The following is a 14004-nucleotide window of genomic DNA, read 5'->3' on the forward strand; positions in this document are numbered from 1 at the left end:
CGCTTCGCCGCATTTGAACGTCATGCCCGGCGCAGCCGGGTATCCACGATTTGAACCATGAAGCCGCCACGGCGTGAAAATCGTGGATGCCCGCGCGGAAGGCGCGGGCATGACGGAGCCCTGGATCGCGCGCTGCGTCCGTTTCCAAACAGGCTCCAGGCGGTTCATTCGGCTGATGGTCGTGAAGAACGAGGGCGCGTGATGACGGAGATCGCCGTTTCGGACTCCGCTCCCACCCCGGCCGAAACCGCAGCCCTGTTCGACGCCGCCTTCGCCGGCCTCGCCCATATCCTGCTCGCCGTGTCCGGGGGCGCGGACTCCACCGCCATGCTGGCGCTCGCCGCCCAATGGGCGCAGGCGCGGGGCGGCGTTAGGCTTTCGGTCGCCACCGTGGACCAGGGCCTGCGGCCGGAAGCGGCGGACGAGGCGGGGAGGGTGGCCGCGCTCAGCGCGCGGCTCGGCCTGCCCCACGCCGCGCTTGACGGCCGGATCGAGGCCGGCGCCCGGCTCGAGGAGCGGGCGCGGGCCGCGCGCTACGCTGCGCTGGAGGCCCATGCGGCGGCGATCGGCGCCGACGGGCTCGCCACCGCCCATACGCTGGACGACCAGGCCGAGACCGTGCTGATGCGGCTCGCCGCCGGCAGCGGGCCTGCGGGCCTCGCCGCCATGCGCCCGCATCGTCGGCGGGAGGGCGGGCTGGTCCATGCGCGGCCCCTGCTGTCGGTTCCCCGCCGCCGCCTGATCGCGGCGCTTCAGGCGCGCGGGATGACATGGGCGGAGGACCCCATGAACGCCGATCCCGCCTTCCTGCGCGCCCGGCTGCGGGCCGCCCGCGCCGTGCTGGAAGCGGAAGGGCTGACGGCGGAGCGCCTCGGCCTGCTCGCGGCGCGCATGGCGCGCCTCGACGAGGCGGCGGAGGCGGCCGTGGACGCGGCCGCGGCCGCGCATCTGACGCTTGGGGAGGAACGGGCGGCGCTCGACGCCGGCGCGGCCGCGCTGCCGGCGGAGCTGCGCCTGCGCCTGCTCGGGCGGGCGGTCGCGGCGGTCGCGGGCGACGCGCCCGTCCGTCTCGACAGGCTGGAGCGGCTGCACGACCGGATCGCGGACGAGCCGGCGGGCGCCGCCACGCTCGCCGGCGTCCGGATCGCGTGGCGGAACGGAGCGGTGGACATCGCGCCCGCTCCGCCCCGCCGCCCGCGCGGGGGCTGAGCGCCGCCGTCCGCGCCGCTGTTGCGGAGCGGGTTCGAGACATAGGATGATCCGCGCCGCGCCGCCCGCCGTTCAGCACGGGCGCCGCGACGGGGGAGATGCGATCATGGCGCTTCGATTGGGCGGGGCCGGCTTCGGCCATGGCGCGAGCTGCGCCTGCCACAGCGCGCCGGCGCGGCGGCTGTGCGCGCGCATCGACAGCGGACTGTCGCGGCGCGCGGTGCTGAAGGGCGTGGCGGCGAGCCTCGCGGCGCCTTCGCTCGGCCGCGTCAGCCCGGCCTTCGCAGAGGCTGCGCCGAAGCCGATCCTGATCCGGAACGTGCGGGTGTTCGACGGCGTGGCGCCGAAGCTGATCGAGGGTCAGGGCGTTCTGGTGGAGGGCGCGCGGATCAAGGCCTTCGTCGCCGCCGCGGAGACGGTGGCCGACGCCGAGGTGATCGACGGCGGCGGCCGGGTGCTGACGCCCGGCCTGATCGACGCGCACTGGCATTCGATCCTCGCCGCCATTCCGAAGCTGGCGGCGATCACGGCGGACATTCCTTACGTGCATCTGGTGGCGGCGCAGGAGGCCGAGCGCACCGTGCTGCGCGGCTTCACCACCGTGCGCGACGTGGGCGGCCCGTCCTTCGCGCTGAAGCGCGCCATCGACGAGGGGCGCATCGCGGGCCCGCGCATCTACCCTTCGGGAGCCATGCTCTCCCAGACCTCCGGCCATGGCGACTTCCGCATGCGCTCCGATCTGCCGCGCACGGCGCAGAGCGACCTCAGCCTCGCGGAACGGGCGGGCATTTCCGCGATCGCCGACGGCGAGGCCGAGGTGCTGCGCCGGGTGCGCGAGCAGCTGCTGCTCGGCGCGAGCCAGATCAAGATCATGGGCGGCGGCGGCGTCGCCTCCGATTACGACCCGATCGACGCGCTCCAGTTCACCGAGGCGGAGATGAAGGCGGCGGTGGCGGCGGCGTCGGACTGGGGAACCTATGTCTGCGTCCACACCTACACCGCCGCCGGCGTCCGGCGCGCGCTGGCGGCGGGCGTGCGCTCCATCGAGCACGGCCAGCTCGCCGACGAGGACGCGGTGGCGCGCATGGCGGAGGCGGGCGCGTGGTGGAGCATCCAGCCCTTCCTCAACGACGAGGACGCCAACGTCTACGCCTCGCCGCTGCAGCGGCGGCAGCAGGCGGAGATCGCGGAGGGCACGGCGCGCGCGATCGAACTCGGGCGCAGGCGTCAGGTGAAGATGGCGCTCGGCACCGACATCCTGTTCAGCCCCACGGGCACGGCCTCGCAGGGGCGGCAGCTCGCCAAGTTCGCCCGCTGGCTCGGGGCGGCGGAGACGCTGCGCGCGCTCACCAGCGGCAACGCGGAGCTCGCGGGCCTGTCCGGCCCGCGCAACCCCTATCCCGGCCCGCTCGGCCGCATCGCGCCGGGCGCCTATGCGGACCTGCTGCTGTTCGACGGCGATCCGCTTCAGGACATCGCGCTGATCGGCGACCCGGACCGGACGCTGAAGCTCATCCTGAAGGACGGGCGCGTGCACAAGAACACGCTCGCCGCGTGATCCGCGCCTTGAGCGCCGGCCCGCCCGCTCAGGCGTGGCGGGCGAGAATGGCCTTCACGTCCTCCACCAGCCGCGCCTCGGGCACGGTCACCTGCGCCGGGCGGCTCTCGGTCCATTCCGAGCGGTCGGCGATGGCGGCGGCGGCCTTGGCGCCCTCGATCAGGTCTTTGAGCGTGACCTCGCCCTTCTCGCGCTCGTCCGAGCCCTGGATGACCACGAGCGGCGCCTTGCGGCGGTCGGCGTATTTCATCTGCGCCTTCATGCCCGACGCGCCGAGATAGACCTCGGCCGCCACGCCCTCGGCGCGCAGGCGCGCCGCGAGCGCCATCGAGTCGCCGATGCGGTCGCGGTCGAGCACCAGCACCACCACCGGGCCGAACGCCGCCGGGGCGTCCGCGCCCTTCAGCGCGGTCAGCGCCGCCTGCAGGCGGGAGACGCCGATGGAGAAGCCGGTCGCCGGCACGTTCTCGGGCAGGAAGCGGCCCACCAGCCCGTCGTAGCGCCCGCCGCCGCCCACCGAGCCGAAGCGGATCGGCTGGCCGTTCTCGTCCGCGATCTCGAAGGTGAGTTCCGCCTCGAACACCGGGCCGGTGTAGTATTCGAGCCCGCGAACCACGGAGGGGTCGACGGAGACGCGGTCCGCGTAGCCCGCCTGCTCCACGAGCGTGGCGATGGCCGACAGTTCGCGGGCGCCGTCCTGGCCGGTCGCGGTGGAGCCGAACTCGTCGAACAGCGCGCGCGCGGTTTCGAGGTTCCCGGCGGTCTTGGCCTTCAGGATGGACAGCACCCGCTCCGCGCCGGCTTCATCCAGCCCTGCGCCCTTGGTGAAGTCGCCGCTCTCGTCCTTGCGGCCGGCCCCCAGCAGCGCGCGCACGCCCTCGACGCCCAGCCGGTCCAGCTTGTCGATGGCGCGCAGCACGGTGAGGCGGCGCCCCGCGTTGTCGTCGCCGCCGAGGCCGATGGCCTCCATCACGCCGTCGAGGATCTTGCGGTTGTTGACCTTGATCACATAGTCGCCGCGCCTGACGCCCACCGCCTCCAGCGCGTCGGCCATCATCATGCACATCTCGGCGTCGGCGGAGACCGAGGGCGCGCCCACGATGTCGGCGTCGAACTGCAGGAACTGGCGGAAGCGGCCGGGGCCGGGCTTCTCGTTGCGGAACACGGGGCCGAAGCGGTAGCTGCGATAGGGCTTGGGCAGCTTCTGGACGTTCTCCGCCACGTGGCGCGCCAGCGGCGCCGTCAGGTCGTAGCGCAGCGACAGCCACTGGTCGTCGTCGTCCTTGAGCGAGAACACGCCGGCGTTCGGCCGGTCCTGGTCCGGCAGGAACTTGCCCAGCGCCTCGGTGTATTCGAGGAACGGCGTCTCGATCTCCTCGAAGCCCCACAGCTCATAGGTGGCGCGGATGCGCTCGGCCATGGCGCGGGTGGCGGCGAGCTCCGGCCCGTGGCGATCGGCGAAGCCGCGCGGCGTTCGGGGCGTGGCGAGGTCGGTGCGGCGGGAGGTCATCGGGCTTTGCGGCGGTCCATGGGCTACGGTCAGGCGCTCCCTAGCGCAGCCGGGCCGGAACGGCAAACAAGGCGGCGCGTGGCGTCTGGCATCCTGTATTTCGGATCAACGTATCCTTGATGCATGGGTGTAGAATTCAACGCGGTCTCGCAGGCTCAGGTTGCGATATCAGTTACCGGTAACCTGTCTCAAGCAAGGTGGACGAAAGAATTTGATCTGAAGCTCAGGACGGGGAGCGGTCTTTAAGACGGCGGAAGTCGCGAAGCGAACAGCCGCTCCGGGAGGGGCTCCATGCGACGTCTTCCTTGGCGGAGGTTTACGAAAGACAGCGCGGCGTCGGCCGCCGTCGAATTCGCGATCGTCGCGCCGGTTCTGGTGACGATGCTCGCCGGGCTTCTCACTTATGGCGTGTATTTCGGCCTCGCCCACAGCGTGCAGCAGCTCGCGGCGGACGCGGTGCGGGCCTCCATCGGCGGGCTTTCGGACGCCGAGCGCGAACAGCTCGCCCGGGCGCATGTGGCGGCGAGCGCGAACCAGTATGTCCTGATCGACCCGGCGCGGGTCTCGGTGGCGGCGCGGCCCGCGCCGTCGAACGCCAACACGTTCGAAGTCGTCGTCACCTACGACGCCGAAGGCCTCGCGCTGTGGACGCTGGACGGGCTCGCGCCCACACCCACCAAGACGATCGCGCGGTCGGCGGCGATCCGCCGGGGAGGCTACTGAGATGCGCGCGCCGGCCTGGCTCGGTCTGTCCCGGCTGAGGCGGGACGAGCGCGGCTCGGTCGCCATCATGACCGCGCTGTTCGGCTTCTGCGCCCTAGGCTGCCTCGCGCTGGGCGTCGATCTGGCGAGCCTCTACGGGGAGCGGCGGCGGCTGCAGGGGGTGGCGGACCTTGCGGCCATCGCCGCCGCCAACGATCTCGCCAACGCCGAACGCGCGGCGCGCGCCACCATGGCGGACAACGGCGTCTCGACCCCGAAGCGCTTCGTGCTGACGCTTGGCCGCTACACGCCCGACCCCGCCGTCCCGGCGTCGCAGCGCTTCGCGCCCAACGCCACGCCGTTCAACGCGGCGCGGGTGGCGCTGCAGGTGGATTCGCCGCTGGTGTTCGGCAAGGCGCTTCTCGGGCGCGACGCGGTGGAGGTGGGCGTCGAGGGCGCGGCGGCCAACACCCAGCTCGCCTCGTTCTTCGTGGGCTCGAGGCTCGCCTCCCTGAACGGGGGCGTGGCGAACGCGCTTCTGTCCGCGCTGACCGGCGGCGGCGTTTCGCTCAGCGTCATGGACTACGACGCGCTCGCCGCCGCCAAGGTCGAGGCGCTGCCGTTTCTCGACGCGCTGGCGACGCGGCTTCACCTGACCGCCGGCTCCTACGACAGCCTCCTGAACGCCAGAGCGGGCGTCGGGCAGGTGGTGTCCGCGATCGCGGACGTGTCGCAGGGCGGCGCGCAGGCGAGGGCGGCCCTCGGCCAGATCGCGGCGCAGCTGACGGCCGCGGGCGGCCTGCGGGTGGGCGACGTGGTGGGCGTGGGGCCTTACGCGCAGGCCGGGATCGGCCGCGCCGGCTCGGCGGTCAGCGCCGCGGTCTCGGCCTTCGACCTGCTGATGGCGACGCTTGAGACCGCCAACGGAAAGCGCCAGCTCGACCTCGATCTCGGCCTGCAGATTCCGGCGCTCGCAAGCGTGAAGGCCTCGCTCGTCATCGGAGAGCGGCCGCAGGGGTCCCCCTGGCTCGCTCTTGGCCAGGAGGGGGCGATCGTGCGCACGGCGCAGACCCGGCTGCGGATCGTCGCCGAAATCGGCTCCTCTCCGTTGCTGAAGTCGCTCACCGGAGGTCTGGCGCTGGTCGAGCTGCCGCTGGCGATCGACCTCGCGGCGGCCGAGGCGAAGCTCGACGCCATAAGCTGTGGAGCGCAGCCGGCGAAGGACGCCCGCGTGACGGTGAAGGTGCGGCCGGCCGTGGCGCAGCTCTGGGTCGGCAAGCCCGCCAGCCTGTCGCTGTGGAACGATCCGTCGCGCCCGCCTGTGATGGAGCCGGCGAGCGTCAATCTGCTGCTCGCGACCGCCACCGCGAGCGCCTATGTGGCGGCCGCCAACGTGAACGCCACGTCGCTCACCTTCACGGCCGCCGAGATCAAGGCGCAGACCCTGAAATCCGCGAGCACGCAGGACGCGCTGCAGACGTCGCTCTCCACGCTGACGCAGAACCTCACCCTGAACGTGAAGCTGCTCGGCGTTCTCGATCTCGGACTGGGGCAACTGCTCGGCGCGGCGCTGAAACCCGTGCTGGCGCCGGTGGGCGCGCTGCTCGATCCGGTGGTGGGCGCGCTGCTGACGCTGCTGGGCGTGAAGATCGGCGAGGCGGATGTGGGCGTGCGCGGCGTGCGCTGCGACGGCGCGGCGCTGGTCGGCTGATCGGCGGAGCTGGGGGTTCAGCGGCCGAACAGCTCCGCGATCGTCTCCTCGCCGACCGCGAAGGCGGAGCTCGCGCCTGCGCCGGAGGCGGCCACCACCACCCGGATGTTCGGCGCCGGCGCGTCGATGACCAGCGCCCTGTCTGCGGAGTAGGCGTAGGTTCCGGTCCAGCGGGACAGGACGTGCTTCGGGCGCTTGCCGAACACCGCAGCCAGCTCGTCGAGGATCAGGTCGTCGATCGCCTGGATCTGGTAGGGGTCGGGCGTCGCCTCGATCTGGCGGCTCGCGCCCACCACCAGCGAATCGTCCGCGGACTGGGCGACCACCAGCGTCACCCCCTGCGCCAGATGCTCCGGCTGCTCGGCGGCGAGGCGGGCGGCCAGCGCTTCGCTCTCGGCCAGCTCCGCGAAGCCCGGAAGCCGGATCAGGCTGAGATCGCTCGCCACGGCGCCCGGCAGCTCGAAGCCCTCGTCATAGCGCACGCGCATCATGTGCGACTTGGCGCGGGCGAGGTTGGCGCCGGCGAGCCGTTCGCCGAACAGGCTGCGGAAGTCGTCGCCGGCGCAGACCACGGTCGCCGCCGCCTCCACCACGCCGCGGGAGGTGGCCAGCCGCGTCCCCTCGATCGCGGAGACGGCGGTCTCCCACTGGAACGCCACGTCGTGCGCCTCCGCGAGCCAGGCCGCGATCCGGGCGGAGGCGGTGCGCGCCTCCACCCGCAGCTCGTGCGGGCTCCAGAACACGCCCGCGATCTCGCCCTTGAACTGGGGGAACAGGGCATGCGCGTCGCCTTCGCCATAGAGCGCGCAGTCCGCGCCCATGTCGGTGGCGAGGAACGCCTCGGCGAGCGCCGCCGCTTCCGGGCGTCGGGCGACGATGGCGAGGCCCTCGTGCTCCACCCGCACGCCGGCCTGGGCCGCGACCTCCAGCCAGAGGTCGCGGGAGCGCATGGCGCGCCGCCAGGCGGCGCCCGCCGGATGGCCGGTGACGCCGATCACGCCCGGCATGCGCACCGAGGCGCCGTTGGCGCGGGCGTCGCGGTCGATCACCACGACGCGGCGGCCGCTCCGCGCCGCGGCGAGCGCATGCGCGAGGCCGAGAAGGCCGCCGCCGACGACGGCGAGATCGAAGGGTTCGGACATGGGAGCGCGTGACCTGTTGACGGCGCGGACGCTGGCGCCATCGGCGCCGTCACGTCAACAGGGGGCGTCGAAGCTCAGGCCGCGACGCCGTCCGCGATCCAGCGCTCGCGCTTGCGGTAGATCGTGGAGGGGCTGATCTCCAGCGCCGCAGCGGCGCGGGCGAGATTGCCGCCGAACGCCGCGATGGCGGATTCGATGATGCGGCGCTCCTGCACGTGGAACGGCTCCACGTCGGCCTCCGCCGCGGCGGAGGTCGCGGCGCCCCGCGTCCGCGTCAGCTCGGGCGGCAGCATGTCGAGCGTCACCGCCTCGCCGTCGTCCAGCACGACCGAGCGGCGGATCACGTTCTGCAGCTCGCGCACGTTGCCGGGCCAGCCGTAGGCGCGGAAGCGCTCCAGAACCTCGGGCGCGAAGCGGGTGAAGGCGCGGCCTTCCTCCGCCGCGAAGCGGGCGAGGAAGGCTTCCGCCAGCAGGATCACGTCCTCGCCCCGCTCCCGGAGCGGCGGCAGGCGGATGGGCAGCACATGCAGGCGGTAGAACAGGTCCTGCCGGAACCGGCCGGCGGCCACCTCCGCGAACGGGTCGCGGTGGGTGGCGCAGACGATGCGGATGTCGGCGCGGCGGGCGCGGGTGTCGCCCACGCGGCGGAACTCGCCGGTCTGCAGGAAGCGCAGCAGCTTGGCCTGCAGCGCCAGCTCCATCTCGCCGATCTCGTCCAGGAACAGCGTGCCGCCGGAGGCCGCCTCCGCCGCGCCGGCCCGGTCCTCCGCGGCGCCGGTGAAGGCCCCGCGCACATGGCCGAAGATTTCGCTTTCCATCAGTTCGCGGGGGATGGCGCCGCAGTTCAGGGCCACGAACGGCCCGCGCGCGCGGGGCGAGCGGGCGTGCAGCGCTTCGGCGCACAGCTCCTTGCCGGCGCCGCTTTCGCCGGTGACGAAGACGGGCGCCTTCGAGGGGGCGATGCGGGCGATCTGGTCGTAGACCGCGCGCATGGCGCCGGAGCCGCCCACGAAGCCGCCGAACGTGGCGTCCGGGGCGTCCGTTTCTGGCGTGAAGGGAGCCGGCGCGTCTCGCGGGACGGGGCGTTCGGCGAAACGGGGCCGGAGCCTGCGGGCGAAGGTGTCCGGCGTGAAGGGCTTCAGCACGAAGTCCACCGCGCCGCGGCGCATGGCCTCGACCGCGAGCCCCACCGAGCCCGCGCCGCTGGTGGCGATGACGGTGACGCCGGCGGCGACGAAGCGCTCCACCAGCGCGAGCGCGCGCGGGTCCGGAATGTCGATCACCGCGAAGTCGGCCCGGCGCCCGGCCCCGGCCGCCGCAGGCGCCAGCGCGGCCACCACTTCGCCGTTGGCGGTGGCGACGGCGACCGTCGCGACCCGGAGCGAGGCGGGGTCATCGTCGACGAGGAGCACGGTCGCGCGCGAAAGGGGCGCGGCGCCCGTGCCTGCCGTCTGCGAATGCGCCATCGACCCCGTCTCTCCCCGCCGCCGCCGCGTCGCGCGGCCTTGGGGAGAGAAAGTGGCCGAACAGGGTAAACGAATGATGAGCGGGGGCTTTGCGCCGGGGCCTTAAGCCCGGTCTTCAGCCCGTGACGGCGGCCTGGGCTTCGTAGCCCGCGCCGCGGATGGCCTCCGCCGCCTCGTCGAGCGTCAGCTTGCCGTCCACGGCCACGCGGCCGACGATCCGGTTCACGACGACCACGGCGTTGGGGTCTTTCGCGGCGATGGCCTTCTGCACGGCTTTGACGCAGCCGTCGCAGGTCATGCCGTTCACATCCAGAACGATGGTCGCCATTTTCGTCTCCTCGGGGCGGTGTGAGTCCGAAAAGACTCGGCTGACACCTTTTTAACGTTTTTGCGAGTCCGCGGTCGATAACAGCGCTTGGCCGGAGAGTCGCGAATCAGTGATGATTCATCGCACGGCTCCCACGGAATTTCGAAAAAATGCTTAAGCCCGCTGGTCTTTTCATTGCTGCGGCGATGGCGGTCACGGCCGTCTGCGTCGGCGTCATCGCCGCCTTCGGCCTTGGTCTCGGCGCGGCTGAAAGCACGCTCGCGGCGGTGGCGACGCTCGCCCTCATGACGGTCGCGCATGTCACGCTGCTGCGTCCGCCGGGGGCGGACGAGGCGCGGCTCGACGATCTGGACGGTCTGGCGACCCACCTCCAGAGCCGGGTGGAGACCCTCGACGTCCGGCTGTCGACCCTCGACGCCGCGGTGCTGGAGCGCAGCCGGGCCGCCGCCCGGCCGCTGGTGGATGAGATTTCGGCGCTCGGGCAGCTGGTGACGTCGCTCGCCAAGGAGCTGGCGAGCCACGAGGCGACGCTCTCGGCGTTGCAGGATCGGCTGGACGCGGCGCCGGCGGGAGGCATGGCCGTGTCGGCCTCGCGCGCCGCCGCCGGCGCGCCCCAGGAGAGCGCGCCGCCGCCTGCGCCCGCCGACCCGACGCCGTCCGATCCGCAGGCCCAGACGAGCGGGCCCGAGGGGGAGTCCGTCGAGGCCGACGGCGATGCGCAGGAGCGCCGCCGCCGTCGCGAACGCCGCGCCGCCCAGCGTCTGGCGCAGGTGGCCGAGACGCGGACGTCCACCGAGAAGCAGCAGGCCCCGGAGGCGTTCGACCCGCTGGATGCGGCCGAGCCCGAACCGGTCGCGCCTGCGGTGCAGGTGGATCGCGGCGTGGCCGCCCGCGTGGAGCTCGCGCTGCGCGACGACCGGGTCGACTTCTTCCTCCAGCCGGTGGTGTCGCTGCCGAACCGGCGCGTGACCCATTACGAGGGGCTGTCGCGGCTCAGGGAGCCGGACGGCATCGCGCTGCCGGAGGAGTTCCTCGACGTGGCGGCCGCCGAAGGCCATCTGCCGGAGATCGACCGCCGCGCGGTGATGCGCGGCCTGCGGGTGGCGGAGCGCCTGCAGGCGAGCGGCCGCAACATCGGCCTGTTCATCAACGTCGCGCCCCAGACGCTGGGCGACGACCGGGCGCTGTCCGAGTTCGTGGAGCGGATCGACGCCAATCCGGACCTCGCCCGCGCCGTCACGCTCGAACTGAAGCAGGAGGCCTTCGACGGGCTGGCGCTGGCGGAGCGCGAGGCGCGCAAGGCGCTGAGCGAGCGCGGCGTGCGCTTCTCCATCGACCATGTGACCGACCTCAGGCTCGATCCGCGCGATCTGGAGCGGCGCGGCGTGCGCTTCGTGAAGATCGCCGCCTCCACGCTGCTCGCCTCCGATGCGGCCCGCGGGCTGGCCATCCACCCGTCCGACCTCGCCAACCTTCTGGCGCGCCACGGCGTCGACCTGATCGTGACGCATGTGGAGGACGAGCGCATCGTCCCCGAACTTCTGGACCATGACGTCAAGGCCGCGTCGGGCCACCTGTTCGGCGTTCCGCGTCCGGTGCGGGACGACGCCGGCGACGGCGGGCGCTCGGACGAGGCGTCGCGCCGCTTCGCGCCCCGGCCGCTCGTCGTGCGCGGTTGACGGGCGCGCGGCGGAGCCTTAGCCGGAGCCCATGTCCGACGACTCTTCGCCCGTATTCGCCCGCTTCGCGCCGCTCGCCTCCGCCTATGACGTCGTGCTCTGCGACGTCTGGGGCGTGCTCCATGACGGGCTGACGGCCCACGCCGCCGCGGCCGACGCGCTGACGCGGTTCCGCGCCCAGGGCGGCGCGGTGGTGCTGGTCTCCAACGCCCCCCGCGCCTCCGACTGGGTGATCTCCCATCTCGACGGCTACGGCGTGCCCCGCAGCGCCTGGGACGCGGTGGTGACCTCCGGCGACGTCACCCGGCACATGCTGGCCGAGCGCGGGCTGACCCGCGTGCATCACATCGGGCCGGAGCGCGACCTGCCGCTGTTCGACGACGAGACGCTGGAGCTCGTCGGCCCGGACGAGGCGCCGATCGTGGTGGTGACGGGGCTGGTGGACGATTCCCGCGAGGTTCCGGAGGATTACCGCGCGCGGCTCGAAGCGCTGAAGGAGCGCGGCGCGCCGATGATCTGCGCCAATCCCGACCTGGTGGTTCAGATCGGCGACACGCTGCTGTGGTGCGCCGGCTCCATCGCCGACATGTACCGCGACATGGGCGGCGAGACCCATTACGCCGGCAAGCCCTACGCCCCGGTCTACGACGCGGCCCTGTCGCTCGCCACCGACGTCCTCGGCCGCCATGTGGAGCGCGGCCGCGTCATCGCCATCGGCGACGCGGTGCGCACCGATCTCGCCGGCGCGGTGAACTTCGGGGTCGACTGCCTGTTCGTGGCCGACGGCATCCACGCCGAGGAGCTGGGCCGCGGCGCGCCGGACCCGGAGAAGCTCGCGGCCCTGTTCGCGGCCCACGGCCTGCACCCGGTCGCGGTGTCGCCCCAGCTCGTGTGGTGAGCGCCGCCGCCGGCGCTCAGAACGCCTTGTAGGTGATCAGGGTGTAGGTGTCGCGCACGCCGGGCGCGGTCTGGACGTGCTGGCTGACGAAATGGCCCACGTCCACGCCGTCCTCCACGTGGTACTTCACGATCAGGTCGTAGTCGCCCGCGGTGGAGTAGATCTCCGAATGCAGCTCGAGGTCGGCGAGGTGCTGCGCGGTCTCGTAGGTGCGGCCGAGCTGGCATTTGATCTGGACGTAGAAGGTCTGCATGGACGCTTACCGCTCCGGCGGATGGAGCCGCGACCATAGGCGCGCGGGACAGGCGCCCGCAACGCCGCGCTGACGGCGGCGTCATATGCGGCTATGAGAGGCCGCCGCTTCAGCCGAAGGGGCGCATGTGTCCCGCGGCGTCCGCGCCGCCGGGCGGCGATGGAGTTCTGACGCGTGACCGCTTCCGTGATCCTGCCCGGTCTGGACGGCGCCGCCTTCCGGCAGGCCATGGCCGGGGTGCCCATGGCCGTCCACGTGGTCGCGACCGACGGGCCGGCGGGCCGGCACGGCGCGACCGCGACGGCGGTGGCGAGCGTCACCGACGATCCGCCCACCGTCCTCGTGTGCCTGAACCGGGCGAGCTCCATCGCCGCGCGGGTGAAGGAGAACGGCGTCGCCGCGGTCAGCGCGCTCGCCGCCGCCCATCAGCCGGTGGCGGAGGCCTTCGCGCGCTCCTCCGGCGGGGCGCCGGACGGGCGATTCGACGTCGGCGACTGGGACCGCCTTGTCACAGGCGCGCCGGCGCTGCGTGGCGCGGTGGCCGTGTTCGACGGCCGGGTCATGGAGGCGAGGCCTGTCGGGTCCCACCTGATCGTGCTGCTGCGGCTGGAGGCCGTGCGGGCCGGGGATGCGGGCGCGCCGGGCCTCATTTACCGCAGCCGCGGCTATCTGGCGGCGGCGAGCCGCGCGGAGACGCCGTCCAGCTCCTGAGGCGGCGGCGCGCCGGGAAGCTGGCCGTCCCCCAGCGCCTCGATCACCTGCACCTCGTGGCTTCGGCACAGCGTCGTGAGGGTGGGCGAATCCATGCGGTCGGTGACGAAGACGTCGATGTCCGACAGCCTGCCGATGCGCACCGGCGCGGAGCGGTCGAACTTCAGCCGGTCGGCCACCAGAACCACTTCGCGGGAGTTGTCGATGATGGCCTGGCTCACCACCGCCTCGCGGTAGTCGTAGTCCAGCAGCGCGCCCTCCTGGTCGATGGCCGAGACGCCGATCACGGCGTAGTCCACCTTGAACTGGCGGATCAGCTCCACCGCCGGCGGCCCGACGATGCCGGCGTCCGCGCGCCTGACCGGCCCGCCCGCCACGATCACCTCGATGCGGGGATGGCGGTAGAGCAGGGTGGCGACGTTAAGGTTGTTGGTGATGACGAGCAGCCCCTCGTGCCCGTCCAGCGCCCGCGCCACCTCCTCGGTGGTGGTGCCGATGTTGATGAACAGCGAGGCGCCGTTGGGGATGAGCCGCGCGGCGGCTTCGCCGATCGCCCGCTTCTCCTCCTGCGCGATGAAGCGCCGGGCCTCGTAGCCCACGTTCTCGATCCCCGAGGACACGGTGGCGCCGCCATGGACCCGCGCGAGCAGGCGGCGGTCGCACAGCTCGTTCAGGTCCTTGCGTATGGTCTGCGGCGTCACCGCAAAGCGCGCCGCCAGCTCCTCGACCCCGACCCGACCGGACGCGCGCGCCAGCGTCACGATCTCCTGCTGGCGCGGATTTAGCCGCTCCATCGTCCCCTCCCGCTATTTTTTAATCGTTTTGCCGAAGGATGAC

The 14004-nt window shown here is 72.8% G+C and carries 13 protein-coding genes; 7 read left to right on the forward strand and 6 right to left on the reverse strand.

What is annotated here, in order from left to right:
• The first annotated feature begins 201 nt into the window (after window positions 1-201).
• Together tilS and PKE85_RS11130 are read left to right on the forward strand one after the other, a co-directional pair.
• Window positions 202-1209, forward strand: a complete 1008-nt coding sequence (gene tilS, locus PKE85_RS11125) for a tRNA lysidine(34) synthetase TilS (protein WP_271204805.1) — start codon at window positions 202-204, stop codon at window positions 1207-1209.
• 106 nt (window positions 1210-1315) lie between these two features.
• Window positions 1316-2767 carry a metal-dependent hydrolase family protein gene (locus PKE85_RS11130; protein ID WP_271204806.1) on the forward strand — a complete coding sequence of 484 codons (1452 nt, stop codon included), beginning with the start codon at window positions 1316-1318 and terminating at the stop codon, window positions 2765-2767.
• Between the two features lie 28 nt (window positions 2768-2795).
• Here PKE85_RS11130 and hisS read toward each other — a convergent pair whose 3' ends face one another.
• The gene (hisS, locus tag PKE85_RS11135) at window positions 2796-4277 is read right to left on the reverse strand and encodes a histidine--tRNA ligase (protein ID WP_271204807.1); all 1482 of its coding nucleotides are present in this window, start codon (window positions 4275-4277) and stop codon (window positions 2796-2798) included.
• Window positions 4278-4568: 291 nt separating this feature from the next.
• On the opposite strand from hisS, the gene PKE85_RS11140 reads away from it, so the two are divergent.
• Both PKE85_RS11140 and PKE85_RS11145 read left to right on the forward strand, forming a co-directional pair.
• Window positions 4569-5000 carry a TadE/TadG family type IV pilus assembly protein gene (locus PKE85_RS11140; protein ID WP_271204808.1) on the forward strand — a complete coding sequence of 144 codons (432 nt, stop codon included), beginning with the start codon at window positions 4569-4571 and terminating at the stop codon, window positions 4998-5000.
• Window position 5001: 1 nt separating this feature from the next.
• Window positions 5002-6690, forward strand: coding sequence for a pilus assembly protein TadG-related protein (locus PKE85_RS11145; protein WP_271204809.1), 1689 nt, complete (start codon window positions 5002-5004; stop codon window positions 6688-6690).
• Window positions 6691-6707: 17 nt separating this feature from the next.
• Here the strand turns inward: PKE85_RS11145 and PKE85_RS11150 are convergent, their stop codons facing one another.
• From PKE85_RS11150 to PKE85_RS11160, 3 genes are all read right to left on the reverse strand, one after another.
• Entirely contained in the window at window positions 6708-7832 is a 1125-nt protein-coding gene (locus tag PKE85_RS11150; protein ID WP_271204810.1) for a TIGR03364 family FAD-dependent oxidoreductase, read from the reverse strand.
• Between the two features lie 74 nt (window positions 7833-7906).
• A complete protein-coding gene (locus PKE85_RS11155) occupies window positions 7907-9298 on the reverse strand; it encodes a sigma-54-dependent transcriptional regulator (RefSeq protein WP_271204811.1) in 1392 nt (463 codons plus the stop codon).
• Between the two features lie 115 nt (window positions 9299-9413).
• Window positions 9414-9626, reverse strand: coding sequence for a heavy-metal-associated domain-containing protein (locus PKE85_RS11160; RefSeq protein WP_271204812.1), 213 nt, complete (start codon window positions 9624-9626; stop codon window positions 9414-9416).
• 185 nt (window positions 9627-9811) lie between these two features.
• Here PKE85_RS11160 and PKE85_RS11165 point away from each other — a divergent pair, with 185 nt between their 5' ends.
• Both PKE85_RS11165 and PKE85_RS11170 read left to right on the forward strand, forming a co-directional pair.
• On the forward strand, window positions 9812-11305 hold the full coding sequence (locus PKE85_RS11165) for an EAL domain-containing protein (RefSeq protein WP_271204813.1): 1494 nt from the start codon (window positions 9812-9814) through the stop codon (window positions 11303-11305).
• Between the two features lie 31 nt (window positions 11306-11336).
• Entirely contained in the window at window positions 11337-12203 is an 867-nt protein-coding gene (locus tag PKE85_RS11170) for a TIGR01459 family HAD-type hydrolase (protein WP_271204814.1), read from the forward strand.
• A gap of 16 nt (window positions 12204-12219) precedes the next feature.
• On the opposite strand, the gene PKE85_RS11175 is transcribed toward PKE85_RS11170, so the two are convergent.
• Window positions 12220-12456 (reverse strand): Lrp/AsnC ligand binding domain-containing protein, encoded by a 237-nt coding sequence (locus PKE85_RS11175; RefSeq protein ID WP_271204815.1) that lies wholly within the window; start codon window positions 12454-12456, stop codon window positions 12220-12222.
• Window positions 12457-12630: 174 nt separating this feature from the next.
• Here PKE85_RS11175 and PKE85_RS11180 point away from each other — a divergent pair, with 174 nt between their 5' ends.
• Window positions 12631-13167 (forward strand): flavin reductase, encoded by a 537-nt coding sequence (locus tag PKE85_RS11180; protein ID WP_271204816.1) that lies wholly within the window; start codon window positions 12631-12633, stop codon window positions 13165-13167.
• Here PKE85_RS11180 and PKE85_RS11185 read toward each other — a convergent pair.
• Window positions 13122-13961 (reverse strand): DeoR/GlpR family DNA-binding transcription regulator, encoded by an 840-nt coding sequence (locus PKE85_RS11185; protein WP_271204817.1) that lies wholly within the window; start codon window positions 13959-13961, stop codon window positions 13122-13124. The genes PKE85_RS11180 and PKE85_RS11185 overlap by 46 nt on opposite strands.
• Window positions 13962-14004: the final 43 nt, after the last annotated feature.

The organism is Methylopila jiangsuensis (assembly GCF_027922305.1).
In the GTDB taxonomy this organism is placed as follows: domain Bacteria; phylum Pseudomonadota; class Alphaproteobacteria; order Rhizobiales; family Methylopilaceae; genus Methylopila; species Methylopila jiangsuensis.

Coding starts and splice junctions, on each gene's coding strand:
- PKE85_RS11145 (WP_271204809.1), top strand. CDS start 5,002: ATGCGCGCGCCGGCCTGGCTCGGTCTGTCCCGGCTGAGGCGGGACGAG.
- PKE85_RS11165 (WP_271204813.1), top strand. CDS start 9,812: ATGGCGGTCACGGCCGTCTGCGTCGGCGTCATCGCCGCCTTCGGCCTT.
- hisS (WP_271204807.1), bottom strand. CDS start 4,277: ATGACCTCCCGCCGCACCGACCTCGCCACGCCCCGAACGCCGCGCGGC.
- PKE85_RS11140 (WP_271204808.1), top strand. CDS start 4,569: ATGCGACGTCTTCCTTGGCGGAGGTTTACGAAAGACAGCGCGGCGTCG.
- PKE85_RS11155 (WP_271204811.1), bottom strand. CDS start 9,298: ATGGCGCATTCGCAGACGGCAGGCACGGGCGCCGCGCCCCTTTCGCGC.
- PKE85_RS11160 (WP_271204812.1), bottom strand. CDS start 9,626: ATGGCGACCATCGTTCTGGATGTGAACGGCATGACCTGCGACGGCTGC.
- PKE85_RS11150 (WP_271204810.1), bottom strand. CDS start 7,832: ATGTCCGAACCCTTCGATCTCGCCGTCGTCGGCGGCGGCCTTCTCGGC.
- PKE85_RS11170 (WP_271204814.1), top strand. CDS start 11,337: ATGTCCGACGACTCTTCGCCCGTATTCGCCCGCTTCGCGCCGCTCGCC.
- tilS (WP_271204805.1), top strand. CDS start 202: ATGACGGAGATCGCCGTTTCGGACTCCGCTCCCACCCCGGCCGAAACC.
- PKE85_RS11175 (WP_271204815.1), bottom strand. CDS start 12,456: ATGCAGACCTTCTACGTCCAGATCAAATGCCAGCTCGGCCGCACCTAC.
- PKE85_RS11185 (WP_271204817.1), bottom strand. CDS start 13,961: ATGGAGCGGCTAAATCCGCGCCAGCAGGAGATCGTGACGCTGGCGCGC.
- PKE85_RS11130 (WP_271204806.1), top strand. CDS start 1,316: ATGGCGCTTCGATTGGGCGGGGCCGGCTTCGGCCATGGCGCGAGCTGC.